Origin of the sequence: Winogradskyella pacifica (assembly GCF_013403915.1) — a bacterium.
Taxonomy (GTDB): Bacteria; Bacteroidota; Bacteroidia; order Flavobacteriales; family Flavobacteriaceae; genus Winogradskyella; species Winogradskyella pacifica.
The window spans coordinates 93104-119892 of the sequence record NZ_JABFDI010000006.1; the positions used below are offsets into that span (position 1 = coordinate 93104).

A 26789-nucleotide genomic window follows, 5' to 3' on the forward strand; every position below is an offset into this window, starting at 1 on the left:
AACGCGTGAAAGGTTTAAGATTTGGTAGTAAAATTGTGTTTGTCATCAATTCATTGGTGGCATTTTTATTGCTCATATCTTACATTCTACCTTATGTTTCACCGAGAAGTTTTGCGTCATTGTCTGTTTTAAGTTTAGGTGTTCCTTTAATGATTTTAGCCAATATTGTTTTCTTTATTTACTGGTTACTTCGTGTAAAGAAACAAATGCTGTTATCGTTAATTGTGTTGTTGTTAGGTTGGAATTATATAAATTCAATGTATAAGTTTTCAGCTTCAGAAGATACTAAAGATGAGGCGAGTTTTTCTGTGATGTCGTTTAACGTCAGACTATTTAATAAGTATGATTGGTTGAAGGATAAAACAGTAAAGGAGACTATCCTCGATTTTATAAAGAAAGAACAACCAGACATTTTGTGTCTTCAAGAATACCCAAGAAGCGAACGAGTAAAACTTGAAGGATACAATGACTTTAATGCTACTTATAATAAAGACGTTAAAGGTGGACAAGCTATTTACTCTAAATTCCCAATTATCAATTCGGGTTCGTTAGAATTTCCCAACACCTATAACAATGCTATTTTTGTAGATATCGTAAAGCAAAAAGATACGATTAGAGTTTATACATTTCACTTGCAATCGTCAGGTATTGAAACTGATGTGGAAAAGCTTAAAAAAGAAACATCTAGTCATTTGTTTAAGCAAGTTGGTGCAACGTTTAAAGCACAACAAGATCAAGTAGAATTGTTTTTAAAGCACAAGTCCAAAACGAAATATAAGACGATAGTAACTGGTGATTTTAATAATACACCTTATTCTTATATCTATAGAATGGTGAAGGGCGACGATTTAAAAGATACCTTTGAAGCTGCTGGTAATGGCTTTGGTAGAACTTACGATTTTAAGTTTTTCCCGATGCGAATCGATTTTATTTTAGCGGATGAAGATTTTACAGTTAATGGTTTTAAAACTTTTGATGTAAAATTATCAGATCATTACCCTATAAAAACCACGCTTAGTTTACAGTAAACTACATTAGCCAGCAATCTGCGGTGTCTGCAATAATGTGAATTACCAATCCAAGACCAATCAATCGTAACTTTTTAGGAATTAGCAGCGCTATATAAACCACAATTGCATAGTAGGAGTGGAGTGGGTGAAAGTTAATACTGCAACGGTTAGGGTCAAAAATAGGATTTGCCAATAAGTGGTCTAAATCTATTAACATACCTAATATCATAATGCCATAAGCCTTTAACCAATACGTCTTATAAAACACAATAGCCACGACTAAAGGTAAGCCAAAGTGTAAACCGTAATGAATAGAGGATTGAAGCATTATTTATGTGGTTAAGTCATGTTTAAGCTAGGACGTAGGCTACGCTCTGTTACTATTTAAATTTTTCAAGATTTACGCTTTTAAATGAGTACTAATTCTTGTTTTTTTAAATACAATTCTGTGTTTGGTCCTTCATTAAATAGCAGATCTAAAATACTAAGATTAGGAATAAACCCATGCTTCTCAGTAAAAACTTGGGTGTAAGGCTCAAATGTTTTGACTTCGGAATTTCGCTTTACTAAATTTCTATAATCTATTTTGTCTATCGGTTCTTTTTCAAACGCGGTAGTTTGAATAGGTTGAGTATTTAATTGAAGGCTATTTGTCAGGATTTCAAAACATGTCAAATTAAAGTCTAATATATAATCGAATTGCTTTTCAAATAACGGCATAAGGTCATCGATATAAAACTCAAAAAATGGAGACATACTGTAAGCTGATTGTAGCGACTTTAAATGGAGAAGTTGCCATTGTTCTTCATTAGCAATCTTCACATCCTTATAAAGCTGTCTGTTCTTCTGAGTGTAACTTACAGGAACTGTTAAAGCCAACTTACCATTAGCACCATAAATTTCGGTTCGGTTTCTATACGATTGTTTTTGATAATTATCAGAAACTTCAAGATGAATGGAATCCGCATTTATAACAGCCCAAAAGTGTGCAATATTTGGAAAATATGTTGGATATATAAGACCTGTCATAGCGACTACCTGAGTCTGTTTTTATGATGTTGCCTTTTTCTTCTTTCTCCATTTGTTAAAGAATGTAATTCCTAAAACAAGGATAATAAACGGAATTAAATATGAGGTACGTTCATGGCCACCACTCACGGTTGTAAATATGCGATCCCAACGGAAACTCCAATTTTTAATACCATGATTAATACCATCAATACTCATCCAAATGAAAACAGGCTTACCAAAAATATGATCGTTTGGCACAAATCCCCAATAACGACTATCAATAGAATTATGTCTATTGTCACCCATCATCCAATAGTAATCTTGCTTAAACGTGTACGATGTAACTGGTTGGTCGTCAATAAAAATTTGATCACCTCTAGTCACAACATTGTGACCTTCGTATTCTCCAATAGCACGTTTATAGATAGAAATATTTTCAGGAGTTAAGTTAACTGTACCACCAGCTTTCGGTATCCACATTGGTCCAAAGAAGTCTGAATTCCAAGGGTAATTAGCGTCTCTAGGAAAAATTTTGCCATCAACACCATCTTCTTGTTTTGTTGGTACAATAGATGCCACTTCTGGGTGTAATCTTAATTTAGCAACCGCTTCATCCGTTGCAGCAGGTATAGAATAAGAACCTTCTGTTGTTCCATAACCTAGACCATCTGTGATATCATATTTCTTTAAGATATCAATAATTCGGGCAGGTTGTAATTGTCTGTTAAACGTAATATCATAAGAAAACTGTAAGTGTGATCTTGGTGGTAATTGATTTTGTTTCCCGTTGATAAAGACATAGCCATTTCTAATTTCTAAAGTATCACCAGCAACACCAACACAGCGTTTTACTAAGTTGGTTTTTTTATCGATAGGCTTGTAGTAATTTCGGTCTGGATAAAAATCATTCATGTTCAGCAAGGTATCTGCTGGCTGATTAAAAACAACGATATCGTTACGTTCTACGTTTTCAAAACCTGGAAATCTGAAAAAAGGCAACTGAAGTTTATTGATCCAAGACGTGTTACGTTCTTCAAAATTATCGTTATATAAATACGATTTTTTACCTATAACAGGAATGGTGTCATGTACCATCGGTGCTCCAACTGTGGTCATAGGTGTACGTGCACCATAATGAAACTTACTCACAATAAGAAAGTCACCTACCAATAAAGACTTTTCTAAAGATGAGGAAGGAATTACAAAAGGTTGAAAGAAATACGTGTGAACAATTGTTGCAGCTACTATAGCAAAAAGGATAGATGTTATCCATTCGCCAGTCGCTGTTTTTGGTTTAAGCTGCCTATCTTTAATATAATTAACGTCTGCAATATAATTAAGGTAGAACAGGTAAAAACCTAAAGTAACAATGCATAAAAGGGCATCGATTTTACTGTCTTTTCCATAAGAACGCGCTGTTTCTATCCATACTGCAGGAATCATAATAAGATTTACAATTGGTAAAAACATTAAAATTACCCACCACCAAGGGCGTGAGATAATTTTCATTAAAACCACGGCGTTGTAAATTGGCACAAAGGCTTCCCAAGCTTTTCTGCCTGCTTTAATATATAATTTCCATGTCGCTAGTCCATGTATAATTTGTAAAATGAGTATAAAAATAAACCATTGTGTCCAGGTCATAACCTTATATTTTGTCTAGTATCGATTGAAAATTATTTTAATTCGTTGCAATATATTGGCAAATTAACCAATGTTTAAGACATCTTTCATACTAAAGATGCCTTTTTTATCTTTTATCCATTCTGCAGCGATTACAGCTCCCATAGCAAAACCTTGTCTGCTGTGCGCTGTATGTTTAATGCTTATGGCATCTACTTCAGAATTATAAGTAACTTCATGAGTGCCAGGAATTCCTTCAATGCGTTTAGCATCAATCTGAATTTCGGTAGCTTTTGGCGCGTCTAAAGTCCAATTACTATAATCGGTGTGCTCTATAATTTGCTCTGCTAACGTAATTGCTGTTCCGCTTGGTGCATCTAATTTTTGTGTATGATGAATTTCTTCTATTTCTGTTGTGTATTCAGAAAATCCAGACATTAATTCGCTCAATTTTTTGTTGAGTTCAAAGAAAAGATTAACACCCAAACTAAAATTTGAAGCATATAAAAATGTGCCCTCTTTAGCCTTGCAATAGTCGATGACGTCATCGTAATGATCTAACCAGCCTGTTGTTCCTGATATTACAGGAACACCTGCATCTAAAGCTTTTTTTATGTTTGCGACAGCAACCGATGGAATACTAAAGTCTATGGCAACATCAGCATCAGCAAAATCATAATTAGAATCTGCATCTGATACTTTTAATACGATATTGTGACTGCGATTTACTGCGATAGCCTCAATACTTTTTCCCATTCTTCCATAACCGAGTAACGCTATTTTCATGTTAAAATTTAAAATTAAATGTTAATCCCAAATCCGAAGTGTTTTCCATTTGGTTGTATTGATAATGTGGACTAAAACTTAGGTTTTCATCAACATTAAATTGAAGTAAATGCGCGTCTATATTGGCATCAATTATATTTAGGGCGTATAAACCTAAAGTTATTAAAACCGACATTTCTTTATTTCGTCTAAACTGCTCTTGTGCTCTAATAAGTCCATCATCAGAAATTGAACCATAAAACTCGTCAGTTGTATAACCTGCTAAACGACTTTTGTAAGCATCTCTATAACGGTCAAATTGCTTATCATTTCTTACAAAAAAGTAGACACCTGTACCTATAGCTCCCCAAACAATCGGAATTTTCCAATATTTTTTATTGTAAGCCTGACCTAAACCAGGAAGTACTGCAGAGTAAAATGCAGCCTTAGAAGGTCTTAAAGGATCTATTTCTTTTTTAACTAAGGTTTCATTTGCAATAATCGGACTCTCTTCTATGGCAATACTAGTGCTGTCTTTTTCGATTTGTGAAAATGAAAAAAGAATAGAGAACAAGCACACTAAAAGACTGTAAAACCCTTTATTTGTCACGTTGAACTAATTTTTTAATTCGGTTAAAATCTTCTTCAGAATGGAACGGTATGGTTATTTTTCCGCTTCCGGTCTTAGTCACCTTAACATCTATTTTATGTCCGAAGTATTCTGAAAAGTCTCTTACTCCTTTTTTAATATGCTTAGGAATTTCGAAAGTAGGTTCTTCTGCTTTAGCCGGTGCATCAGTATTTAAATGCTTTACTAATTGTTCCGTAGCTCTAACGGATAATTTATTGGTAATGATTTTTTCGTAAACTTCTAATTGGTCTACTTGGTCTTCAATATTGACCATAGCACGTCCGTGCCCCATACTAATAAAGCCATCTCTCATACCTGTTTGTATGATGGGATCTAACTTTAACAAACGTAAATAATTTGCAATCGTAGAACGTTTTTTTCCAACACGTTCGCTCATTTGCTCTTGTGTAAGTTGAATTTCATCAATTAAACGTTGGTAGGATAAAGCAATTTCTATTGGGTCTAAATCCTGACGTTGAATGTTCTCCACCAAAGCCATTTCTAACGACTCTTGGTCATTAGCAATTCTAATATAGGCAGGGATAGCCTCTAAACCAATTAATTTTGACGCTCTAAAACGACGTTCCCCAGATACCAATTGGTATTTGTTAAACGCTAATTTTCTAACCGTTATAGGTTGAATAACTCCAAGCTCGCGTATAGAAGACGCCAGTTCTTTTAATGTTTCTTCGTTAAAATTAGTTCTTGGTTGAAATGGATTGACCTCAATACTTTCAATATCGAGTTCTACAATATTACCAACCACTTTATCTGCATTTATATCCTCTGCAGAATTTATATCATTATCAGGATCTTTTAATAAGGCCGAAAGACCACGTCCTAATGCTTGTTTTTTTGTTGCTTTCGCCATTATAATTCATTTTTCTTAATCAGCTCCTTTGCAAGGCTCAAATAATTTACTGCTCCTTTGCTGCTTACATCGTAGTTAATAATGCTCTCTCCATAACTTGGGGCTTCTCCTAAGCGCACGTTTCTTTGAATAATCGTATCAAACACCATATCACTAAAGTGTTTCTGAACTTCTTCAACGACCTGGTTAGATAAGCGTAAACGAGAATCGAACATTGTTAATAATAAACCTTCTATGTCTAACGCTTCATTATGGATTTTCTGTACACTTTTAATAGTATTTAACAGTTTTCCTAAACCTTCTAATGCAAAATATTCGCATTGAATAGGTATAATTACAGAATCTGCAGCTGTTAATGCATTCAAAGTAAGTAATCCTAAAGACGGTGCGCAGTCAATTAAAATGTAATCATACTCTGACTTTAAGTCGATAATGGCTTTTTTAAGCATGTACTCACGCTCTTCTTTATCTACAAGCTCTATTTCTATAGCTACAAGATCGATATGAGCAGGTAAAACATCTACATTAGGGGCATTAGATGCTACAATGGCGTCTTTTGCTAAAGCAGTGTGTTCTAAAACCTGATACGAGCCTATCTCAACAGCATCTACATCAATACCTAAACCCGAACTTGCGTTGGCTTGAGGATCGGCATCTATGAGTAGGACTTTCTTCTCTAGGACACCTAGTGAAGCGGCTAAATTTACTGAGGTTGTTGTCTTACCAACTCCTCCTTTCTGATTTGCTATTGCAATGATTTTACCCATTAAATGATTTGGTTAAATATAAGGGCTTAAAATTACGATTATTTACGACTTTAAGAAATTGAAGTTGTTAACAGTTCTATAAAAAAAAAGCAGCCTTCTATAGAAACATAAAAGGCTGCTTAATATTAAAAATGTTATTTTATTGTTCTGGATTATGAATACCAGTAATATAACCTTGAGTTAAATATTTTTTCGCCGCACTATGCAAGTCGGCAACGGTTAAACTATTTACAGCGTCTTCAAATTTTAAGATATTATGCGCATCTTTTTTAAGATAATCTGCATTTTTAAGTTGTCCTAGCCAAAATCTATTCGTTTTTAAATCTTCTTCATAATCTAAGATTTGAGCTTTTTTTACTTTTTCTAAATCCTTTTCTGTTGGGCCTTCATTTATTAAAAGATCAACTTCTTTCATGGTTGCTGTTATAAGTTTATCAACATTTTCTGGACCGCAAGGAAAGCTAATATTAAATCTAAACCAATCATAAGGCATGTTACTAATACTCGCATTGGCACCAGCTCCGTAAACGCCTCCTTCTTCTTCACGTAACTTTTCAATTAATTTAATTGATAAAACTTCTGCTAAACTTTTTAAGGCATGAGCTTCTTTTTCATCGTAATCCGTTGGGCCATGATAGGTTATTCTTACTGAGCTCTTAGGATCTTCACCTTTCTCAACTATCTTTTCGTGAGAACCTGTTAGTGGTCTAAAGTCACTTACGTTATAAGATTCATTACTTTCTGTTGATGGTAAACTTGCTAAATAGGTTTCGCATAATTCAACGAGTTTAGTTTCGTCGATGTTACCCACAAAATAGAAATTGAAATCACCTGCATCAGCAAAACGCTCCTTGTATTTTTCGTATGCTAAGTTATAGTCCGCATTGTCCATGTCTTCAGCAGTTGGAAATCCGGTATATCTTGGGTTTTTTCCATAGATAAACTCTGATAATTGATCTTGAAAATAAAATTGTGGACTTGATAATAGGTTGCCTAAAAATGCTTTTTGTTTATCAGCAAAGCTCTTAAAGGCGTTTTCATCTTTGTTTAAAGCTGTAAAATGCAAATGGGTTAATTGAAATAGTGTTTCTAAATCTTTAGGCGTTGTATTACCTGATAAACCTTCGCTATAAGTGCCAATTGACAGCCTTACATTTGCGATTTTGCCAGACATCATTTTTCCTAATTCAATCTTATCAAAACCATTAACACCTGCTTCTGTTAAACCTCCATTAGCATTAGAGGTTGCTTTGTATTCTTCATCTGTGTATAATGACGTTCCTCCGTAGCTAAATGCATCAAATAAAATTTCATCATTTTTAAAATCAGTTTTTTTATAGGTTACGGTAGCTCCATTGCTTAAGAATAAGGTGGTTGTGCCTAGTATGTCGTCAGTTTTATAGTCTGCGATGCTACCTTTAGATGGCATTTTAGTAATTAAGGAGGTCGCAACAGCTTTGTCTTCATAAGGTTTTAAATCCATGGCGTTAACTGAGTCTAATAACTCTAGTACTTGCGCTTCTTTAACTTGCTCTAAGTCGTCATTTTCTGGACCTGTAAGTATAACTACGCGATTATCTTCTTTAATATAAGATTTAATCAATGCGTTAACTTCATCTAATGTAATAGTAGGTAGTTGTGAATTCATAAAATCGAACCTCCAATCCATACTAGGGATAGGGTTCTGTTCTAAGAAATTACTAACATAACGACCTACAATTCTATTCGATTCCATTTTGTCTCTGTCTTTGTAGGCACGTTCCATGTTGGCAATGATGTCTTTTTTTGCCCGATTAAATTCTCCTTCGAAAAAACCATGTTGGCGAACACGTTGGTTTTCTACTAAAAGTGTTTTTAAAGCATCTAATTGCCCGGTTGGACTCGTCATAGCAGAAGATTGGTATGCGTTCTTAGTACGTGCATACGTGCCGCCATAATAGGTGAAGCCATATACAAAAGGAGGGTTGTCGCCATTTCTAATTTCATCTAGTCGATTATTTATCATTTGAGAGAATAAATTTTCTACCATAGATTTTCTGTAATCAGCGTAAGTCACATCTGGTTCAGAGTTTACCTTATCCTTAAACATTAATCGTACGTTTGAGAAAGGTGCTTCCTTGTCAGATTCAATAGCTACAAAGGTTTCCTTATGATTAGGTAAATCAAATGACGGTCTTGGTCTTGGATTCTTCGGGTTTTTTATATGTCCGAAATGTGATTTGATTTTTTCTTCTAACACTGCTACATCAATATCACCAACAGCAATAACGGCCATTAAGTCTGGTCTATACCAGTCTTTATAAAAACGCTTAAGGCTTTCGTATTTAAACGTTTCTAAATTTTCTTTTGTGCCAATAGGGAGACGTTCTGCATACATAGATCCATGCATCATTTTTGGTAGATATTCTTGCATCATTCGCTCGTCAGCTCCTTTGCCCAAACGGTATTCTTCTAAAACAACGCCTCGTTCGTTGTCGATTTCTTCATCGGTTAAAAGCGCATTGTGCGCCCAATCTTCGATAATTTGAAAGCCTTTTTCAAGTTTTTCCGGATCATCGCTAGGTATAGGAAGGATGTAAACCGTTTCGTCAAAGCTAGTGTAAGCGTTTAGATGTGCTCCAAATTTTACTCCGATGCTTTGTAGATAATCAACTAACTCATTTTTTTCGAAATTTTTAGTGCCATTAAAACACATGTGTTCCATAAAGTGAGCTAGGCCTAATTGGTCTTCATCCTCTAAGATAGAACCAGCATTAATAACGAGTCTTAGCTCTACTTTGTTTTCTGGTTTTGGATTGTTTTGAATGTAATAGGTAAGGCCATTCGATAAAGTGCCTGTTTTAACATTGGAGTCGGTGGGAATAAGATCTGATGGGGAATAATTAACTTTTGATTCTGTGGCTACAACCTGAGCATTTATTGGAAACACGAAGGTTAGGCACATTATTACTAATGTACCAATACTAAAATTTTTCATTGACTGATGGGTTTAATGGATTAGTGTTTTATAAGAATTCTCTACTAATCTAAATATAAAATAATGAAAATCAAAGTAATGACAATATTTTAACTAAGTACTTAGTTTGAATACGAGGCTTGTCTGTTCAGAAATTCCAGAATAGAATTAAAGTAATCTTCGCCTCCAATTTCCCAAATATCCGAATGGCCAGCAGCTTCAAGCTCTATAAATTCTTTGTCAATACTTTTAATTCTTAAGTAGTTGGCTTTTCCTTTTGCAGCAGGAATGGCTTTGTCTTTGGTGCCATGAACAACTAATATCGGTTGTGTGATATTTTCGCTGTATTTGTATGGGTTAGCCTCATCAGGGTCGAAACCGGCAATACGCCCTGCGCTGTTCACAAGATAATTGCTGAAAAACTTTAGATTGAATCCTGTGTGACGCTTAAAATAATATTGAATATTTGCCTTTAAGTCTGTGAAGGAACTTTCTGCAATGCCGTATTTAACCCGTTTGTCAATGCCCATTGTTTGTAAGGTGAAGGCTCCTCCTATGGATTGTCCCCAGAGTCCTATATTATCTAATTTTTCATTATTAATTAATTGGGTAATTACTGTTTGAATATCTTTAGTTTCTTTAGCTCCATAGGTGAAAAATTGCCCCTCGCTTTCACCAAACCCTCTAGAATCTAATGCGACGGAGTTAAAACCATTGATTGAAAGAAATTCACTTAAATCTATAAAATGATCTTTAGTATGGCTACTTCCATGGAGTAGTATAATTGTGCCTTTAGCATTTGCTGAGGTTGAGTAGGTGAGTAGGGCAGATAGTTTAAGCTTATCAAAAGTTATAATGGTTAATTTCTTTCTTTTGAAATTAGAGTTGTTATTAAGTTCTGTTTTAAGGTTTGTAGCTTTTTCAGTTTTAAATAATTCTGCAATAGGGTTTCTCGTTTCTACAATAAAACGCGGAAAAATAAAATGTATAAATAATAACCCTAAGGTGATAAGGATTAGAATATACCGTTTAATGCTTTTTTTATTTGTCCTCATAGAGTGTTGGACATCGTTTTAGTATAGCTCAAAAATTTAAAAAGAAAAGCTACTAATTAATCAATTAGTATTTCTAAAATCTGAATAGCGGCTTCACTAATTTTAGTTCCTGGTCCAAAAACTGCAACAGCACCAGCGTCGAATAAATATTGGTAATCTTGCTTAGGAATTACGCCTCCAACGATAACCATAATGTCATCTCTACCGTATTTTTTTAGCTCTTCTATGACTTGAGGTACTAGTGTTTTGTGTCCTGCTGCTAAGGAAGATATGCCTAGAATGTGAACGTCGTTTTCAACGGCTTGCTTTGCGGCTTCTTTTGGTGTTTGAAAGAGTGGTCCGATGTCTACATCAAACCCTACATCGGCATAACTCGTAGCGACAACTTTGGCTCCTCTATCATGTCCATCCTGTCCCATTTTGGCAATCATAATTCGAGGTCTTCGTCCGTCTTGTTCTGCAAATTGATTTGCTAATTCTCTTGCTTTTTGAAAGCTTTTGTCGTCTTTTATTTCTTTGCTGTACACTCCTGAAAATGATTTAATTTGTGCTTTGTATCTACCGAACTCAATCTCTAGAGCGTCGCTTATTTCTCCTAAAGTGGCACGTTTTCTTGCGGCATCTACTGCTAAAGCTAATAAATTTCCTTCACTTGTCTTTGCGGATTCTGTTAGTTTTAACAGTGCTTCTGTGACAGCGGTATTATCACGACTTGCTTTTATGCTGTTTAAGCGTTCAATTTGTTGTAGTCTAACGGTTTGGTTGTCTACTTCGAGTGTGGATATTGGGTCTTCTTGTTTTAAACGGTATTTGTTGACGCCAACAATAATGTCTTGAGTAGAGTCTATTCGGGCTTGTTTACGAGCTGCAGCTTCTTCAATTCGTAATTTGGGAATTCCGGCTTCAATAGCTTTAGTCATACCTCCTAATTCTTCAACTTCTTGGATGAGTTTCCATGCTTCTTTCGTAATATCATCCGTCAGTTTTTCAACATAATAACTTCCGGCCCAAGGATCTACAGTTTTAGTGATATGTGTTTCTTGTTGTAAATATATTTGCGTGTTTCTAGCGATACGCGCAGAAAAGTCTGTTGGTAAGGCAATTGCTTCGTCTAAAGCGTTAGTGTGTAAGCTTTGTGTGCCTCCAAAAGCTGCCGCAGAAGCTTCAATGCAAGTTCTGGCGACATTGTTAAAAGGGTCTTGTTCGGTAAGGCTCCAACCAGAAGTTTGGCAATGGGTTCTTAAGGCTAACGATTTCTGATTCTTAGGGTTAAATTGCTTTACAAGTTTTGCCCAGAGCATTCGCGCAGCACGCATTTTGGCGATTTCCATAAAGTGGTTCATGCCAATAGCCCAGAAAAAGGATAGGCGGGGAGCAAAGGTGTCGATGTCCATACCTGCTTCAAGTCCTTTTCTTATGTATTCTAGGCCGTCAGCCAAGGTGTATGCTAATTCGATATCGCACGTGGCACCTGCTTCTTGCATGTGGTACCCAGATATGCTGATGCTGTTGAACTTTGGCATATTCTTGCTAGAATATTCAAATATGTCGGAGATGATCTTCATGGATGGTGTGGGAGGGTAGATGTAGGTGTTTCTTACCATAAACTCTTTTAGAATATCATTTTGAATGGTTCCTGCGAGTTGTTCTGGTTTAACTCCTTGCTCTTCAGCGGCCACAATATAAAATGCCATAATAGGTAGCACGGCTCCATTCATGGTCATAGAAACCGACATTTTATCTAGTGGAATTTGATCGAAAAGAATTTTCATGTCTTCAACCGAATCTATAGCAACACCTGCTTTACCAACATCACCAACCACGCGTTCGTGGTCAGAATCGTAGCCTCTGTGTGTCGCTAAGTCAAAGGCAACTGACAATCCTTTTTGTCCTGCAGCGAGATTTCTTCTGTAAAATGCGTTGCTTTCTTCTGCTGTAGAAAAGCCTGCATATTGTCTAATTGTCCAAGGTCTGCTAACAAACATAGTTGAGTACGGTCCACGAAGATTTGGAGCAATACCTGCAACAAAATTAAGGTGTTCTATATTTTGAATATCGTCTTTTGAATACGTCGATTTTACCTTGATGTTTTCGGCTGTAAGAAAGTCATTTTCTTGGCCTTGTTTCAAAGTTTTAGCTTCGTTATTTAGTGTTATATGTTGAAGGTTTTTTCTAGACATTCTTAATATGTTTTAAGGGATAAAAGAGAACTATAGGTTTTGTCAATACCGAGTTTTACTCGTTGTTTAATCTTTTGATTTCCAATTTTTCAGACAGTCTTTTGTTAATGATTGGTTCAATTAGAGTTTTGCGTTTTTCGATTTTTAAAAACGGACTAATTTCAAGATCATTTTTCATTTTGTCAGCATTATTAGGATGTTTGTTTGTGCCTAACAAGACTAATTTTTCTGCATCGAAATCGGCCTGTTCTTTAGCCGCACTTTCTTTAATTTTTCTTTGAATGGTTCCTTCTTTTAATTGACTTAAAAAGCCTCCGTTGGCTTCGATATCCTTAAATAATTCGAGTGCTTTTTCTGCTAATTGTTCCGTTAAACTTTCAATATAATACGCTCCATCTGCAGGGTTATTTACCTTATCGAAGTAGCTCTCATTTTTTAAAACCAAGAGTTGATTTCTGGCAATACGATCTCCAAATTCATTTGGTTTATGAAATAGAGAATCATAAGGTAAGTTGCAAATTTCATTAACTCCACCAAGAATAGCGCTCATACATTCTGTAGTTGTTCGTAGCATGTTAACGTTATAATCGTATATCGTTTTATTACGTTTGCTTGGTGTGGCTATTATTTTGCAATCTTCACTAACACCATATTCAGAAGCTAAGGTTGTCCATAATTGACGTAAAGCTCTAATCTTTGCTATTTCAAAGAAGTAGTTTGAGCCAATTGACGTATTAAATGTTGCGTTTATCTCCTTTAAAGACGTGTCTTTATGTGCTTCGTAATGATTCAGATATTCATTTGCATGCGCTAAGCTATAGGCTAATTGCTGAACAATAGTAGCTCCAGCATTTTGATATTGACTTAGATCTATACTAATTTGATTAGTAGATTTTACAATTGCTTTAAGTTTACTAAAGTCATCATTAAGATTGCTGAACCAGTTTCCTGTTTTGGCTAGATTACCTATGATGTCTGTATGGATATGAATTTGAGGGGTTTTTGCCGTGTTAGGAATAGCATTCATTAATTTTTTAGTGAATACTTCAGAAAGAAAACCGCACTTAATATGAACATTTACGGTATCTAAATCTATATTTTGAAGCAAGTGCTCTGCTGAAGTGTTTTCAGAAGCTATATTAAATATAATGCTTTCAGCTCCACGGTGAATAGCATCTATCGCTTTTAAATTAGCGACGTTAGCATCAGTAACTGTAATAGATTGTGCTATTTTCCATTTCGTTGCTTTGCTTTTTGAAATTTCAGGTAAGGTTTCAAATTCATCAGCATGGTAAAATGGTTTTACATTGATGTCTTCATTGGTTTTCCAGATTAATGTATCGTTGTAATCTGCACCTTTAAGATCGACTTGTATTTTTTGTTTCCATGCTTTTGATGACACGGAATCAAAATCTTTAAATAATGATTTACTCATCTTGTTTGTTTTTCGGAATACTGTCTTCGTATTCAATAATGAAAATATCTTCGTTAGATTTCTTCATATAGTAAGTTTCGCGTGCTGTACGCTCAATACCTTCGTCAGTACTTAGTTCTTTAATAGCTTTATTGTCTTTTGCCATCTCATTTCTATAGTGCTCTTTTTGGTATTCTAACTCGTTTATGTCCGTGTTTAATTCATGATGAAATAACCATGAATGCGCATCAAAAAATAACATCCAAACCATGAAAACGACAAGAACTATAACATAGATGTTCTTAAATGGTTTAAGATATTTTATATTGAATTTAGACATTATAAGCGTTCGTTGATTATGGTTTTAACGATATCTACGGCAACGGTATTGTATTTGTTATTTGGTATAATGATATCAGCGTATTCTTTCATGGGTTCAATAAACTGCTGATGCATTGGTTTTAGTGTCGATTGGTAGCGTTGAAGCACTTCGTTGATGTCACGACCTCGTTCTGTAATATCTCGTCTTAAACGTCGTATTAGACGCTCATCAGAATCCGCATGCACATATATTTTGATATCAAATAGATCTCGGATTTCAGCATGAGATAGTATTAATATTCCTTCTACAATCATCACCTTTCTTGGTTTTGTAACAATAACATCGCCTGTTCGGTTGTGTTTCACAAATGAATATACCGGTTGATTAATACTGTTTCCTGCTCTTAATTCTTTGAGGTGTTGCTCTAATAATTCAAAATCGATAGATCTTGGGTGGTCAAAGTTAATTTTAACGCGTTCTTCAAAGCTTAAATGCGAGGTATCCTTGTAATAGGAATCTTGAGATATTACTCCAACTTCACCTTCAGGTAATTCTTTTAAAATAGTGTTTACAACTGTTGTTTTTCCGCAGCCTGTACCACCTGCAATTCCTATAATAAGCATATGTAATTTTGATTTGTTTGATTGCTACAAATTTAATTATTTATGTAGTATAGTTCATTTATAATTCGGAAACTTTCTCTGGCGTAACAAAGTTGTTAATCGTATTTCCCCAACTGTTGTTGATGTAATTGATAACATCAGCAACTTCATTATCGGAAAGCCCTAAAGGTGCCATTGTACTATTGTAAGTAATACCATTTACTACAATCTCCCCAGACATACCATATTTTACCGCTTTGATGCTTTCGGTTTGGTTTTCTCTTAAAAAATCTGAATCGGCTAGGGGAGGAAAGGCCCTTGGTACACCTTTACCATTTGGTAAGTGACAAGTGATGCACATATCATTATATACAATTTTGCCACGTTCTATACTAGCTATTAGTTTAGGGTTATCTTGATTAACTGTATTGTGGTTTTGAGCTATTGTATTCGATTTTTTAGTGTTTGAATTACATGATACAAGTGCTAATATCGAAATTCCGAGGATAATTATTTTTTTCATTTTCTTATTAATTTTACAATACCTAAATTTTCTATGCCGACGTAAATAAACCCATCAGGACCTTGCTCTACGGATCTTACGCGTCCTAACCCGTCAAGTAAACGTTCTTCTTTTATGACTTTATTATCTTTTAAAGTGCACATGTCTAAATATTGAAATTTTAGGGAACCTACTAAAAGATTGCCATCCCAATCACCATAGTTGTCACTATTAATGAAAGCCATTCCACTGGGTGCAATGGACGGATCCCAATAGTGAATGGGCTGTTGCATACCTTCTTTTTCTGTGATATCGGTGAATTTTGTGCCAATATAATTTACTCCGAAGCTTATTATAGGCCAACCATAGTTTTTTCCTGGTTTAATGATGTTTATTTCGTCACCACCCTTAGGGCCGTGTTCATGCGTCCATAGTTGTCTTGAATCTGGGTGAATTGTCATGCCTTGAGGATTTCTATGGCCATAAGAGTAAATAGCCGTTTTGGCACCCGATTCATTAACGAAAGGATTATCTTCAGGAATAGAGCCATCAGCATTAAGGCGGTAAATTTTTCCGCCGTCTCTGGTAATATCTTGAGGGTTCTCATCTCTATTTCCTCGGTCTCCAACCGAAAAATATAAATATCCATCATCATCAAAAGCGAAACGAGATCCAAAATGTTGACCTTTAGTTGTGTTGGGTGAGGCCTTATATAATACTTGTAGATTTGTTAAACTATGATCTTTAAGTTGGGCTCTTGCGATAGTTGTATTTCCGCCAGAATCTTCACCTTCAGATGAAGCATAAGAAAGGTAAACCCAATTGTTTTCTTTGTAATCAGGATGTAAAATAATATCTAGTAAACCGCCTTGGCCACGAACATAAATTTCTGGCAGACCAGAAATACTTGTTTTTGTTCCATTCTTAAAATGAATAAGCTCACCTGATTTTTCGGTAATTAACATGGAATTATCAGGAAGAAACGTAAAACCCCAAGGAATATTTAGATCTGAGACAATTATTTCGTGTGTATTTTCTGAATTTTTAGGATTTTTATCTTGCGCGCATGCTAGTGTGCTAGAGAGGATTAGTCCGATAATGATACTTTTTATATCCATAATTTTTTTGTCTAAAAAAGATTAAGAGTTTAAAGTTAGACAATTGTTGTTGGATTATAAAGAAAAATTATATATTTGCAGTCCGAAATTGGGAATACAACTTCGGGGTGTAGCGTAGCCCGGTTATCGCGCCACGTTTGGGACGTGGAGGCCGCAGGTTCGAATCCTGCCACCCCGACTAAAAAAAACTCTATAAGTCTTTTGATTTATAGAGTTTTTTAGTTTTTAAACTATTGTAATATAAGATGTTCGGTGTCTTCTAAAAAAAAACTGCTTTTCAAAGTGATATGAAAAGCAGTTTTTTAAAATTAGTTATTACTCTTTTATAAGTCGATGTTGACTTATTTTTCCATGAGATGCAATTCTAACTAGATACACTCCACTTTTAAGCGAAGCGATCTCAATAGTATTATTTGCATTAACTTTTTCTGAAATCACCAATTTACCAAGCATATTATAAATACTTACATTGACTTCTTCAACTGTTTTAATGTAGAATTTATTAGAGGCTGGGTTTGGGTAAATAGCAATGGTGTCAAGATTTTCATCATCGACTCCTAATACCTGTTGATTGATAACTCCAATGCCATCCAAATCAAACCCACCAGAATAAAATGGTGTGGTAAAAGGATCATTAATAGCATTACCAAAACTATCATATCTGGCATAAGCTGGGTCAATACTTCCGACGACATCAATAATTTTGATGTGCGTAATATTATTTTTGTCTAATAAAACATCCTCCTCTAAGTCTGATAAATCAAAAGGTGTTCCGAATAACCCTTTGTATTTTCCTGCGAGATTGTTGATATATGTCGGATCAATAGTTCCAAATCCATCAATTTGCGTTTCTGTTTGCGTTTCACTATGAGATGGAAACCTGAAATAATTAACACCATCAGAACTCACTTCAACAAAAGCTAATTCTAGAAAAGTAGCACTAAAACTATTTTCAAAAACAGCAAAGTCAAAACCATCGCCATCGGTAATTGGTGTCTCAAAGGTTAGGGTGGCTTCACCAGCATCTCCTAAGCTTACCACGCTATTGGTTGCGGAGCCTAAGGCATCTTCAGCTGTTCCATAAGTTGCATAATTACTATCCTCATGCTCAAATGTAGGGTTAGAAATATCAACATGTCCACGTTGTAATTCTATGTCAGTAGCCCAAGCTACAAAAACAGGACTATCAGCAGAAATAGCAGTAGAACCTGGTTCACCTGCAGCAGGCGCATAACTTTGAGCTTGTAAAACAAAGCTAGAACACAGAAAGAGAAGAACCGTTTTTATCATTTCACCATTAGTTTTAGAGTTGTAGAATTTCCTTTCACTTCAACATTAACTAAATACATTCCGGTTTCTATACCTTCTAAAGAGATTGGTTGCGTGTTTGTGTAATTTACGTCTTTTACTAATTTTCCTGATACATCATATAATTTTACAGTAGCATTTTCTGTAAGGTTTAATTGAAAACTTCCAGATGCAGGATTCGGGAATATAGTTGTGTTTTCAAAAGCATAGTTATTAACGCTTAGAGTTCCTTCGTTTTTGTAAACTCCATTAGGAAGTGGTCCTACGATGTGTTGTGTTAGTAAAAGTCCGCTTTCGTCATATACAAATACTTTTCCTGGGCTTACATAATCTATAGCATCTAATAAATAGAGCTTGTCGTCAACCTTGTCAAAACCATAAGTGAGTTGTGCGTCAGTCGTTGTATTAAAGGCTACTGTTGGAAGCGTTGTATCTGTTGAAGCCATTTTATAAATGTTATTATTTAAAACATAATATAAATCAGTAGCATCTAATGCTAAAAAACTTGGGTGCTCTGACGTTTGAAAATCAATGGTCACATGGTTTTGATAATCTGATAAATCTATTTTGTGAATACTACCTAAAGTTTCATCACCTGTCCAAGCTTGTTTTCCACTAGCAAGTACATATAAATAATCATCGTCAACTTTTAATGATGATGGCACGTCGCCTACAGTGATTGATTCTACAGTACTTGTTGCTATATCAATTACAGAAACAGAATTACCATAACCATAACCACCTTGATGCGCCACAAATAATTTTCCATTTTTCTGAACAATTTTTTCAGGACCTTCAGCTACAAGAATTGTTTCAGTAATGGTATTAGTTGCTAAATCGATTACAGCAACGTAATCATCAGTTGTATCTGATGGATCTCCCCAATTAGTCACATAACCATAACCATCATAAAATGCGATATTACGTGGGGCGCTTAATTGATCTGTAATGCTAGCCGAAAAAGCAAAAGTCGTACTGTTCATTACTTTTATTTCGTCACTATAATGAAGTATGACATAAGCAAAATCGCCATAGAAGCCCATTCCTTGTCCTGTATCACCTAAAGTCATACTAGGATTTTGAGTCGTGAAAATATCATTTTCTAATGTTCCATTGGCATCAATATGTGAAACTGAAGCCGTATTTGTACCAAATAAACCTTCGTTTAAAATAAAGAGACCATCAGAGTAGTCTTGAGCGTAGCTTGTTGCAGATAATAAAACTGCAGATAGAATGTAAAGTGTTTTTTTGTAATAGTTTTTCATAGTTTAATTGTTTTTAATTTATTATTATAAGTTGTTAAAATAGAATGCATTCGGAATGATTTGGACTGAGAATTGGTTTTGTAAATCGCCATTAAGATTATAAATAAATGCTTCTCCATTAGAAACGTAATCTTTAGCATCAGCGATATAGATAGCACCTTCGTGCACCTCAAAACCATAAAGAATCTCAACACCATCTGCTGCTGTTGAAAAAGAAGGGGTTTCTGGAAGCTGAAAACCATTGCTGTCTAAACTGTATACAGCATTGTCCATGGTGTAATACAATGTTCCATTTTCAAATTCAAGATGACTAGGATGTTGACCTGCAGAAAAAGTGAGCGCCGTTACATCATTAATGTCAGATAGATTAATCTTAAAAAGTTTTGCTAGGGTTTCATCTCCTGTCCAAGAGGCTTTACCAGAACAAATGACGTAGAGATATCCGTTGTCTATTACCATGCCATCTGGTACATCTGCCACCGAAATAGTATTTGCTAGACTTTGTGATGCCACATCAATGACACTTACAGTATTACCATAGCCATAGCCACCTTTGTGCGTTATGTAAAGTTTATCATTGTTCAATAGTATTTTTTCTGGACCTTCAGCTACAGGAATGGTAGCTTCAATAAGATTTGTATCTAAATTTAAAACCGCGACAAAGTCATCGTTGACGTCATTTGGATCTCCCCAGTTGGTGATATAGCCTTTGTTGTTGCTAAATTCAATGTATCTAGGATTGACAATCATATCACTTACTGTTGCGATATATTCAAACGTATAGCGATTAACAACTTCTATTGTAGATGAGTTGTTGACTACTAAATACGCATTGTCACCATTAAAACCCATACTTTGTGCGGTGTCTCCAAGATTTACACCGTTAACTTCAGTATAAATGGAATTATAAACGTCACCTGTCTCTCCGAAAAAAGAAATTGAAGCATTAGAATAACCAAATCCGCCTTCATTCAAAATAAATATACCGTCTGTATAATTTCCAGAGGGTGGTTGCACAGCAATAGGATCGTCTCTGTCATCACTAGTACAGGATGTTATACTTAGTGTCGCTATGATTAAGAGGCTTGCTAATTTGTGAAAATGGTTTTTCATATTTTAAAATTTTAAATGTAAATAGAAGTTGAAATTCCGCCCAGGCATTGGTCGGTTGAGAACGCTTTCGTAAGATTCGTTCCAAAAATTGAGTATTTGTGCACCTAGCTTATAGTTGCGTTTTTTACTAAGGGTATATTCGGCCCCTAAATTAGCCACCATATAGCTGTCTAAAATATGTTCGGTAGCATGGTCGGTAGTTGTAAAGACTTCATCATTATTGAGGTATTGGTAATAAGCTGAAATTCTTTTGTAATTGTAACCCACTGAAGACGTGAACTTGTAAAACGGCACATAAATTAACTGCTTTCCTGTTTCTTTATTCTCTGAAACCGTGTAAGCAAAGGTTGCAGAACCTGTTAATTTATGATTTCCAAATGATTTTTGAAGTGTAACGACCGATTCAAGCCCGTAAATTTCAACCTTATTCGTGTTTTCTGGTCTGAAAATACCTGAATTATCAGGAATCCAACGCAACAAGTTTTCGACATAATTATAATAACCAGTTAACGAAATGGATAGGTTTTTAAAGTTGAAATTATTGCTGATTTCACCTTGATAAGAGGTTTCGGGTTTTAAATCCGTATTTCCAACGCCTTGCCAATACAAATCATTATAAGTCGGGATTCTAAAATTCTTGGATGTATTAACTTTTAATTGATAAACGTCGGTGAGTTGAGCACTAAAACCTGCAGAATATAAAAGTGGATTCCCATACTGTTCATTGGTTTCTTGACGCAATCCTAATTCGTATAGAAATTTTTCTGAAAGCACATGTTTAAAACTCACTAAAGCAGCAGATAAGTTACGGGTTTCTGAAGCAATATTAGAGCCACGACCATCATTGTGTGTGTAATTAAGTCCAGCGGTAAGTAACATTTTATTAGACAGAACGTAGTCTAGCCCGTATTTAGCTATAAAACTAGTGACCTTTCCATAGGTGTAAAAGTCATTATTAATATTTCCAAAATAGCGGTATTCTTCAGTGGTGCTGGCTACTTTAAGATTGGATTTAAATGCACTAAAATGACTTTCCCATTCTATTAATGAGCGCGTGTTGAAATCTGTATATTTTGTTTTTAAAGCATTTGGTGTAGGTACCGAAAAATTCCGTCTACCGTCATATATATTAGCAAAAACTTTAAGTGTGTTATTTGAATTCAATTTTGAAGTCGCTGCAAAACTGACATTAGTATTGTGGTATTGGCCATTAATATTGATGCGGTCGGTTTCGGGATACGGATAATTATTATCTGAAGCATTTCTTGCAATACCTAAAAGCATGCTGAATTTCTTTGAAGAATAATTGGTTTGGTAATCTATTCCGTAGGTGTTAAACTCACCATAATTAGCAAAGAGTTCATTATGAAATCCTTTGTTAAAGCCCAATTCATTTACTAAATTAATAGAGCCTCCAATAGCGCCACTGCCATCAGCAACACTAGAACCTCCTGGTTTTATTTCTATTTTGTTATAACCACGTGTATTAATGGTGTTAAAATCAGTTTGCCCAGTGGTTTGTGAGTTAATATTAATACCATTCCAAAGAACTGAGGTTTGCGATGCTGTAGTCCCTCGAAACGACGGAGAAGAAACCATGCCTAGACCATTTTCCTTAAAATAAACGGTACTATTAAAGTTTAGAAAATTGGTTAATGAAGCTTGGTTTTGTTTTAGAACACTGTCTTTAACTACAATAACGTTTCTAGTGTATGTAGAATCTTTAAGTCGATAAGAAATAAGACGTACCTCTCTCAAAGCCGTTATAGAGTCGGTTTGCGAATGAAGCATAGAACAAAAACCTATGCAAAACAAAATGGTATATACAAAATATCTCATAAACCCGATGCCTTTTACCCGAAAGCCGTTGTGTTAATTGTTGGTAAAATTGGCAGGTCTCCTGACTCGTGTCCTACTAATGGTCCTTCCCATTCTAAAAGAACAGTGGATGTTGAAGATTTTCATTAGAGGCATCCCAAAAAGGGACTAAACTTACAGTTGCGGGAACAGTTCAGGATTATTAAGTTAATAACTATTTTACCTGATTCCCTTTTAATCATATCTATAATACATAGACATAAACCAATAGAGGACAAAGGTAGATAATTGTATTCTATTTTAGATAAAAACACCTTCTTATTTAGTGTAAATATTGAAATTGTTTGATGATAGATTAAATGCCTTTTTGGAGGCATTTTTTGATCTCGATTATAATCGGTAAATCGTCGTGAGTAGAAGAATTTTTACATAAAAAAAACAGTGCCAGTATGTGGTTTCTGGCACTGCTAAAAAACATCAAAAATCTAACCCAATTTTAATGTAATTGTTTATGTCTTTTAATAGGTAAATATCTAATCAATGATTTTTATATCAACAGAAGTTCTGCTTTGCCAACCTGTTTCATCGGTTACTGAATATGAGCAATGGTAGTCCCCTGTGTCTATATCATCTGGGATAGTGATACTAATATTAATCTCATAAGTTGATAATCCACCTTCGATTTCAAAATTTTCCATGTATATGAATGGATTTACGGCTCCTTTTATCGGGTCTAAATCACAAGTCTCTCCTTGATCATCATGAGTATGGTGATCAAAATTATGGTGAAGGTCTAAGCTATATGAAGCCAGTGCTTTGTTGTCTGCAACCTGTGCTTTAAAGCTATAAGTTTCCCCTTTTAGGAGTTGTTCGCAAGCTTGCGGAAAACCTTCAGCGTAATTAATACTAATAGTAGGCTTTTCTTCATCAATAGTATTACTGTCGTCGCTAGAACATGAAGTAAAAAGTACTATCACTAAGATTAAATTAAAATATTTGGTAATCCATTTCATGGTAAAAAGTTTAAAACCGCATAGTATTTGCGATACTATGCGGAATAATTAATGTTTAAGATGCTGTAACATCGATATGTGTTTCGTAGGCTTTAGTGTTTCCATCTTCATCTTCAACAGTAAAAGTTATATGATACTCTCCTGCAGGTGCAGTTGCTGGGACATCAATATGCTCGTGGAATTCTACGTCTGTTAAGCCATGATAACCTTCTGAGAATATGATTTCAGAATCCCATTCTACTTCACCAGCACCAACAGGAAGACCGTGCGCATGGATATCTACTGTAATATTGTGAATGCCATTACGTGCATTAATCATAAATTCAGCATGAAAATCGCTCCCTTTAGCTGCAGCAGCATCCACAGAGAAACCACTTAATATTATGGAATCTAAAACCTCTAAATGCCCTTCGATTGCTGTACTATTTCCAAGCTCATCAGTAACAGTTAATTCAATGTGGTATTCTCCAGAAGGAATATTAGTTGGTACATCTACATGTTCATGAAATGTAGGATTGATGACTTGATAATTACTCCCTGAGTATTCTTGGAAAAAGTCCCACTCAACTTCACCATCAGCTAGAGGTAAATCGTGAGCATGGATCGAAAGCGTAATACTACTGACCACAGCTTCTGCATTTATTTCGGCTTCTAAATGAATGTCTGATCCTTTAAAAGCAACCTGATCTGTAGAGTGTACGCTGCCTTCCCCATATTCAAAATTAGTTATTTCTGGAGCATTAAGACTAGGTGAACTAGTGTCATCATCACTGCTACATGAGTTTAAAAGGATTCCGAAAAACGCGATAAGCGCTAAAAATTTAAAATTTGATTTCATAAGTTTTGTTTTTGTGTTCATAATGTTTGTGTTCATGGTTTATAAATTATTTATGGTTATTAAAAGGATTGTGTGAGTGCTATAGAGATGTTTCTTCCGGCTTCTGGCACATCGATTAAGCGGTAAAAACTCGTATGGTCGTAATATTTAGTATTGAAGACGTTATTGAGTTTAAACTTTATTTCTAATGGTTTCTGAGTTTTAAAGACATCTATTTGTGTGAGTAATGCCATGTTTAAGACTTGGTAGCCCTCAGTTTGTTCTTCTGGTGGTACAATGTCATCTTGTGCCGTTGTAATTCTGTAATCGGCAATAAGTTGAGGTTGTTTAAAAAAGAGTGCATCTTTAAACTGATAGTTTGCAGAAAACAATCCGGATAATGGTGGAGAAAATGGAATAGTAAAACCTTCTTTTGGGCCACTGGTTTGTTTAGAGTAGACGTATTCAGCAGAAGCATCTAATTTTAAATTAGGAATAACACTTGTACTCGCTCTTAATTCTCCACCTGCTCTAAATACCTTGTTTTGTGTGTATTCGTAAATTTGTAACGTCTCATAATAATTTGAAGTCGGATTCAGGTAAATAAAATTTTCGAAGAAATTGACGAATGGACTAACTCCGATGCTAAAATCCTTTGTGGTGTGGTCGATATCAATATCTAATTGATAGGATTCTTCAGGATCTAAATTGAGGTTGCCTTGCTCATAACGGTACATGTGATAATTCACTCCATCTGAAGCTAATTCATTAGGTAAAGGCATTCTAAAACTTTTTCCTGCATTTATTTTAAAGGTGGTATTGTTTAGAATATAACTTAAGCCTACAGAAGCGCTCACATTTCCAAAATTGAGCGTTTTATTTTCGGCTCTTTGTAAATAGACATATGAGGTAGAACCATTAGCATTATTGATGGTAGAAGGGTACCAATCAAAATAAGACTTACTATGTATTTGTCCAAAATCATAACGAATACCAGCTAAAAGATGTAAGTCTGAATTGATTTCAAACTGATCAAAAGCAAAAGCACCAATAGTGAAACGGGTATATTCAGGTATTAAAAATCCCCAGCCGCCAATGTTATTATCTTGAAATTCTACATTGATACCGGTAACAATATGATGATCATCAATTAGTGTAAAGGCATCTTTGACATTCAGGGACAACGTATTTTTTTGAAAACTACGTTCCTTACTGTTAGAAGGAGTTGGCATATAACCATGCGGTATTGGTTCGGAATGCTCCTCTCTTAAATTATTTTGAAAACCGAAATCGAGATTAATACTGTGCTTATCTAAAGCTATTGATGTATTATTAGTAATTTTAAAATGGTTCACTTTATGATAAGGCAGATCAATATCTCTATTAGACTGGTCGTAATCAATGCGCGATGTTCTCACTTCTAAACCATGGGCATTAGCGAAAAAGCCATTTTTAGCATTGACGTTGCTAATTGTGGTTTCTGTCGTTATACGGTCTGAAATATACCCTACACTTATACTAGCGTTAGCTTCTTTTCCTGCGGTGTTACGTAGATTATTGTCGTGTAGCGTAAAGATGTAATTTTCGTAATTTATTTGGTCTGTAGGAACTTTATAATCGCCATAATCTCTATAAGTGAGGCGTCCACGATAAAACCATTTTTCTTTTCTGGCTTGGATTCCTGCAGAAATACCTAATAAATCATTGTTGCTTTCTCCTAAGACATTCACTTCTCCATTAAAAGAGTTTGCAAGCGGTATTTTATTTGGTTGAATATCTACAACACCAGCAATAGCATCAGAACCATAAACCAAAGAAGCCGGTCCTTTTACAATCTGAATAGTTTCAATGCCATATTGGTCTATTTCTAAACCATGATCATTTCCCCATTGTTGTGCTTCGTGTTTTATACCATTTTGAACCACAGCAACTCTATTAAATCCTAAACCTCTAATGACAGGTTTAGATTGTCCGGAGCCAATTTTAATAGTACTTACCCCCGGAATTTTACTTAGGGTTTGCATCAAGCTATTTTCCCTGTTGGTAGTAAGAAATTCTTTAGAGACCAATTGAGAAACTACAGGCGATTCTTTATGTTCTCTCTTTTTAGTTTTTCCGTTGACCTTTATTTCGTTGAGTTCGGTGGTAGATTCCTCTAATAAAATTTTAAGGTTTTCGCTATTTGAGCTTGCTTTTATAGTAATTGTTTTAGAAGCGTAACCTAAATGCGAAATCGTAAAGGAGTAGATGCCTTCAGTAACATTAGGAATGGTGAATGTTCCTGAAGCAGATGAAATCTCATGAAGATTTTCGCCATTAATAGTGGCACCTTCGATGGGTTGTAAAGTGTTTTGGCTTATTACGGATCCTTTTATTTGAAAAGAATTCTGTGCAATAGCGATTGTGCTTAGGCTAAAAAATAGCCATAAACTCAGGGTTTTGTATAACATAATGTGATACTATAAGATTTGTAGGATTCGTCAAACGGACGACCCATTATAAAATCTATTTGGTTTGAATGAAATCGGATTTTCTATAACGAATCAAATGATTTAAATAGCTAAAGTTTTAGAGCTTCACTATGGAAGAAGACGTCTAAACGCATTAAATCATGGGGTCTCTGAGTAT

The 26789-nt window shown here is 35.1% G+C and carries 23 protein-coding genes, 1 tRNA gene and 1 riboswitch; of the genes, 2 read left to right on the forward strand and 22 right to left on the reverse strand.

Going from position 1 to position 26789, the window contains the following annotated elements; all coding sequences use genetic code 11:
- Positions 1–5: 5 nt before the first annotated feature.
- Positions 6–1028: an endonuclease/exonuclease/phosphatase family protein gene (locus HM984_RS07205; protein WP_179348668.1), complete on the forward strand. Its 1023-nt coding sequence runs from the start codon at positions 6–8 to the stop codon at positions 1026–1028.
- A gap of 1 nt (position 1029) precedes the next feature.
- On the opposite strand, the gene HM984_RS07210 is transcribed toward HM984_RS07205, so the two are convergent.
- From HM984_RS07210 to HM984_RS07280, 15 genes are all read right to left on the reverse strand, one after another.
- A complete protein-coding gene (locus HM984_RS07210) occupies positions 1030–1338 on the reverse strand; it encodes a DUF6122 family protein (RefSeq protein WP_115810214.1) in 309 nt (102 codons plus the stop codon).
- Between the two features lie 80 nt (positions 1339–1418).
- Complete coding sequence (locus HM984_RS07215) at positions 1419–2039, reverse strand: WbqC family protein (protein WP_179348669.1); 621 nt, start codon at positions 2037–2039, stop codon at positions 1419–1421.
- Between the two features lie 21 nt (positions 2040–2060).
- Positions 2061–3665, reverse strand: coding sequence for a signal peptidase I (gene lepB / locus HM984_RS07220; protein ID WP_179348670.1), 1605 nt, complete (start codon positions 3663–3665; stop codon positions 2061–2063).
- Positions 3666–3728: 63 nt separating this feature from the next.
- Positions 3729–4430, reverse strand: coding sequence for a 4-hydroxy-tetrahydrodipicolinate reductase (dapB, locus tag HM984_RS07225; protein WP_179348671.1), 702 nt, complete (start codon positions 4428–4430; stop codon positions 3729–3731).
- Between the two features lies 1 nt (position 4431).
- Positions 4432–5019 carry a DUF5683 domain-containing protein gene (locus tag HM984_RS07230; RefSeq protein WP_179348672.1) on the reverse strand — a complete coding sequence of 196 codons (588 nt, stop codon included), beginning with the start codon at positions 5017–5019 and terminating at the stop codon, positions 4432–4434.
- Positions 5009–5911: a ParB/RepB/Spo0J family partition protein gene (locus tag HM984_RS07235; protein ID WP_115810224.1), complete on the reverse strand. Its 903-nt coding sequence runs from the start codon at positions 5909–5911 to the stop codon at positions 5009–5011. The genes HM984_RS07230 and HM984_RS07235 overlap by 11 nt, the downstream gene beginning before the upstream one ends.
- A complete protein-coding gene (locus tag HM984_RS07240; protein ID WP_115810226.1) occupies positions 5911–6678 on the reverse strand; it encodes a ParA family protein in 768 nt (255 codons plus the stop codon). Before HM984_RS07240 ends, HM984_RS07235 begins: the two co-directional genes overlap by 1 nt.
- A 139-nt stretch (positions 6679–6817) precedes the next feature.
- On the reverse strand, positions 6818–9655 hold the full coding sequence (locus HM984_RS07245) for a M16 family metallopeptidase (RefSeq protein ID WP_179348673.1): 2838 nt from the start codon (positions 9653–9655) through the stop codon (positions 6818–6820).
- A 101-nt stretch (positions 9656–9756) separates the two neighbouring features.
- Complete coding sequence (locus HM984_RS07250) at positions 9757–10689, reverse strand: alpha/beta hydrolase (protein ID WP_179348674.1); 933 nt, start codon at positions 10687–10689, stop codon at positions 9757–9759.
- A 56-nt stretch (positions 10690–10745) separates the two neighbouring features.
- Entirely contained in the window at positions 10746–12869 is a 2124-nt protein-coding gene (gene scpA, locus HM984_RS07255) for a methylmalonyl-CoA mutase (RefSeq protein ID WP_179348675.1), read from the reverse strand.
- 55 nt (positions 12870–12924) lie between these two features.
- Entirely contained in the window at positions 12925–14304 is a 1380-nt protein-coding gene (locus HM984_RS07260; RefSeq protein WP_179348676.1) for a methylmalonyl-CoA mutase subunit beta, read from the reverse strand.
- A complete protein-coding gene (locus tag HM984_RS07265) occupies positions 14297–14623 on the reverse strand; it encodes an FtsB family cell division protein (protein WP_115810236.1) in 327 nt (108 codons plus the stop codon). The genes HM984_RS07260 and HM984_RS07265 overlap by 8 nt, the downstream gene beginning before the upstream one ends.
- Positions 14623–15228: a uridine kinase gene (udk, locus tag HM984_RS07270; RefSeq protein ID WP_092468706.1), complete on the reverse strand. Its 606-nt coding sequence runs from the start codon at positions 15226–15228 to the stop codon at positions 14623–14625. Before udk ends, HM984_RS07265 begins: the two co-directional genes overlap by 1 nt.
- A gap of 58 nt (positions 15229–15286) precedes the next feature.
- On the reverse strand, positions 15287–15730 hold the full coding sequence (locus HM984_RS07275; RefSeq protein WP_115810238.1) for a c-type cytochrome: 444 nt from the start codon (positions 15728–15730) through the stop codon (positions 15287–15289).
- Positions 15727–16827, reverse strand: coding sequence for a PQQ-dependent sugar dehydrogenase (locus tag HM984_RS07280; protein WP_179348677.1), 1101 nt, complete (start codon positions 16825–16827; stop codon positions 15727–15729). Before HM984_RS07280 ends, HM984_RS07275 begins: the two co-directional genes overlap by 4 nt.
- Before the next feature lie 103 nt (positions 16828–16930).
- Here HM984_RS07280 and HM984_RS07285 point away from each other — a divergent pair.
- Positions 16931–17005, forward strand: a tRNA-Pro gene (locus tag HM984_RS07285).
- 137 nt (positions 17006–17142) lie between these two features.
- Here the strand turns inward: HM984_RS07285 and HM984_RS07290 are convergent.
- The 7 genes from HM984_RS07290 to HM984_RS07320 form a co-directional block, all read right to left on the reverse strand.
- The gene (locus HM984_RS07290) at positions 17143–18117 is read right to left on the reverse strand and encodes a T9SS type A sorting domain-containing protein (RefSeq protein ID WP_179348678.1); all 975 of its coding nucleotides are present in this window, start codon (positions 18115–18117) and stop codon (positions 17143–17145) included.
- Positions 18114–19400 (reverse strand): YncE family protein, encoded by a 1287-nt coding sequence (locus tag HM984_RS07295; protein WP_179348679.1) that lies wholly within the window; start codon positions 19398–19400, stop codon positions 18114–18116. The genes HM984_RS07290 and HM984_RS07295 overlap by 4 nt, the downstream gene beginning before the upstream one ends.
- A gap of 24 nt (positions 19401–19424) precedes the next feature.
- Positions 19425–20513 (reverse strand): YncE family protein, encoded by a 1089-nt coding sequence (locus tag HM984_RS07300; RefSeq protein ID WP_179348680.1) that lies wholly within the window; start codon positions 20511–20513, stop codon positions 19425–19427.
- Positions 20514–20516: 3 nt separating this feature from the next.
- On the reverse strand, positions 20517–22352 hold the full coding sequence (locus tag HM984_RS07305) for a TonB-dependent receptor plug domain-containing protein (protein WP_179348681.1): 1836 nt from the start codon (positions 22350–22352) through the stop codon (positions 20517–20519).
- A gap of 34 nt (positions 22353–22386) precedes the next feature.
- A riboswitch (cobalamin riboswitch) is annotated at positions 22387–22614 on the reverse strand.
- Between the two features lie 250 nt (positions 22615–22864).
- Entirely contained in the window at positions 22865–23344 is a 480-nt protein-coding gene (locus tag HM984_RS07310) for a DUF4625 domain-containing protein (RefSeq protein ID WP_179348682.1), read from the reverse strand.
- A 55-nt stretch (positions 23345–23399) separates the two neighbouring features.
- Positions 23400–24182 (reverse strand): DUF4625 domain-containing protein, encoded by a 783-nt coding sequence (locus tag HM984_RS07315; RefSeq protein WP_179348683.1) that lies wholly within the window; start codon positions 24180–24182, stop codon positions 23400–23402.
- Positions 24183–24241: 59 nt separating this feature from the next.
- A complete protein-coding gene (locus HM984_RS07320) occupies positions 24242–26611 on the reverse strand; it encodes a TonB-dependent receptor (protein WP_179348684.1) in 2370 nt (789 codons plus the stop codon).
- Positions 26612–26789 lie beyond the last annotated feature (178 nt).

Bases quoted from the DNA above. Each gene is read 5' to 3' on its own strand.
- HM984_RS07310 (WP_179348682.1), bottom strand. From the start codon at position 23,344: ATGAAATGGATTACCAAATATTTTAATTTAATCTTAGTGATAGTACTT.
- HM984_RS07300 (WP_179348680.1), bottom strand. From the start codon at position 20,513: ATGAAAAACCATTTTCACAAATTAGCAAGCCTCTTAATCATAGCGACA.
- HM984_RS07215 (WP_179348669.1), bottom strand. From the start codon at position 2,039: ATGACAGGTCTTATATATCCAACATATTTTCCAAATATTGCACACTTT.
- HM984_RS07265 (WP_115810236.1), bottom strand. From the start codon at position 14,623: ATGTCTAAATTCAATATAAAATATCTTAAACCATTTAAGAACATCTAT.
- scpA (WP_179348675.1), bottom strand. From the start codon at position 12,869: ATGTCTAGAAAAAACCTTCAACATATAACACTAAATAACGAAGCTAAA.
- HM984_RS07235 (WP_115810224.1), bottom strand. From the start codon at position 5,911: ATGGCGAAAGCAACAAAAAAACAAGCATTAGGACGTGGTCTTTCGGCC.
- HM984_RS07280 (WP_179348677.1), bottom strand. From the start codon at position 16,827: ATGGATATAAAAAGTATCATTATCGGACTAATCCTCTCTAGCACACTA.
- HM984_RS07315 (WP_179348683.1), bottom strand. From the start codon at position 24,182: ATGAAATCAAATTTTAAATTTTTAGCGCTTATCGCGTTTTTCGGAATC.
- HM984_RS07295 (WP_179348679.1), bottom strand. From the start codon at position 19,400: ATGAAAAACTATTACAAAAAAACACTTTACATTCTATCTGCAGTTTTA.
- HM984_RS07305 (WP_179348681.1), bottom strand. From the start codon at position 22,352: ATGAGATATTTTGTATATACCATTTTGTTTTGCATAGGTTTTTGTTCT.
- dapB (WP_179348671.1), bottom strand. From the start codon at position 4,430: ATGAAAATAGCGTTACTCGGTTATGGAAGAATGGGAAAAAGTATTGAG.
- HM984_RS07240 (WP_115810226.1), bottom strand. From the start codon at position 6,678: ATGGGTAAAATCATTGCAATAGCAAATCAGAAAGGAGGAGTTGGTAAG.
- HM984_RS07245 (WP_179348673.1), bottom strand. From the start codon at position 9,655: ATGAAAAATTTTAGTATTGGTACATTAGTAATAATGTGCCTAACCTTC.
- HM984_RS07210 (WP_115810214.1), bottom strand. From the start codon at position 1,338: ATGCTTCAATCCTCTATTCATTACGGTTTACACTTTGGCTTACCTTTA.
- udk (WP_092468706.1), bottom strand. From the start codon at position 15,228: ATGCTTATTATAGGAATTGCAGGTGGTACAGGCTGCGGAAAAACAACA.
- HM984_RS07275 (WP_115810238.1), bottom strand. From the start codon at position 15,730: ATGAAAAAAATAATTATCCTCGGAATTTCGATATTAGCACTTGTATCA.
- HM984_RS07250 (WP_179348674.1), bottom strand. From the start codon at position 10,689: ATGAGGACAAATAAAAAAAGCATTAAACGGTATATTCTAATCCTTATC.
- lepB (WP_179348670.1), bottom strand. From the start codon at position 3,665: ATGACCTGGACACAATGGTTTATTTTTATACTCATTTTACAAATTATA.
- HM984_RS07320 (WP_179348684.1), bottom strand. From the start codon at position 26,611: ATGTTATACAAAACCCTGAGTTTATGGCTATTTTTTAGCCTAAGCACA.
- HM984_RS07290 (WP_179348678.1), bottom strand. From the start codon at position 18,117: ATGATAAAAACGGTTCTTCTCTTTCTGTGTTCTAGCTTTGTTTTACAA.
- HM984_RS07260 (WP_179348676.1), bottom strand. From the start codon at position 14,304: ATGAGTAAATCATTATTTAAAGATTTTGATTCCGTGTCATCAAAAGCA.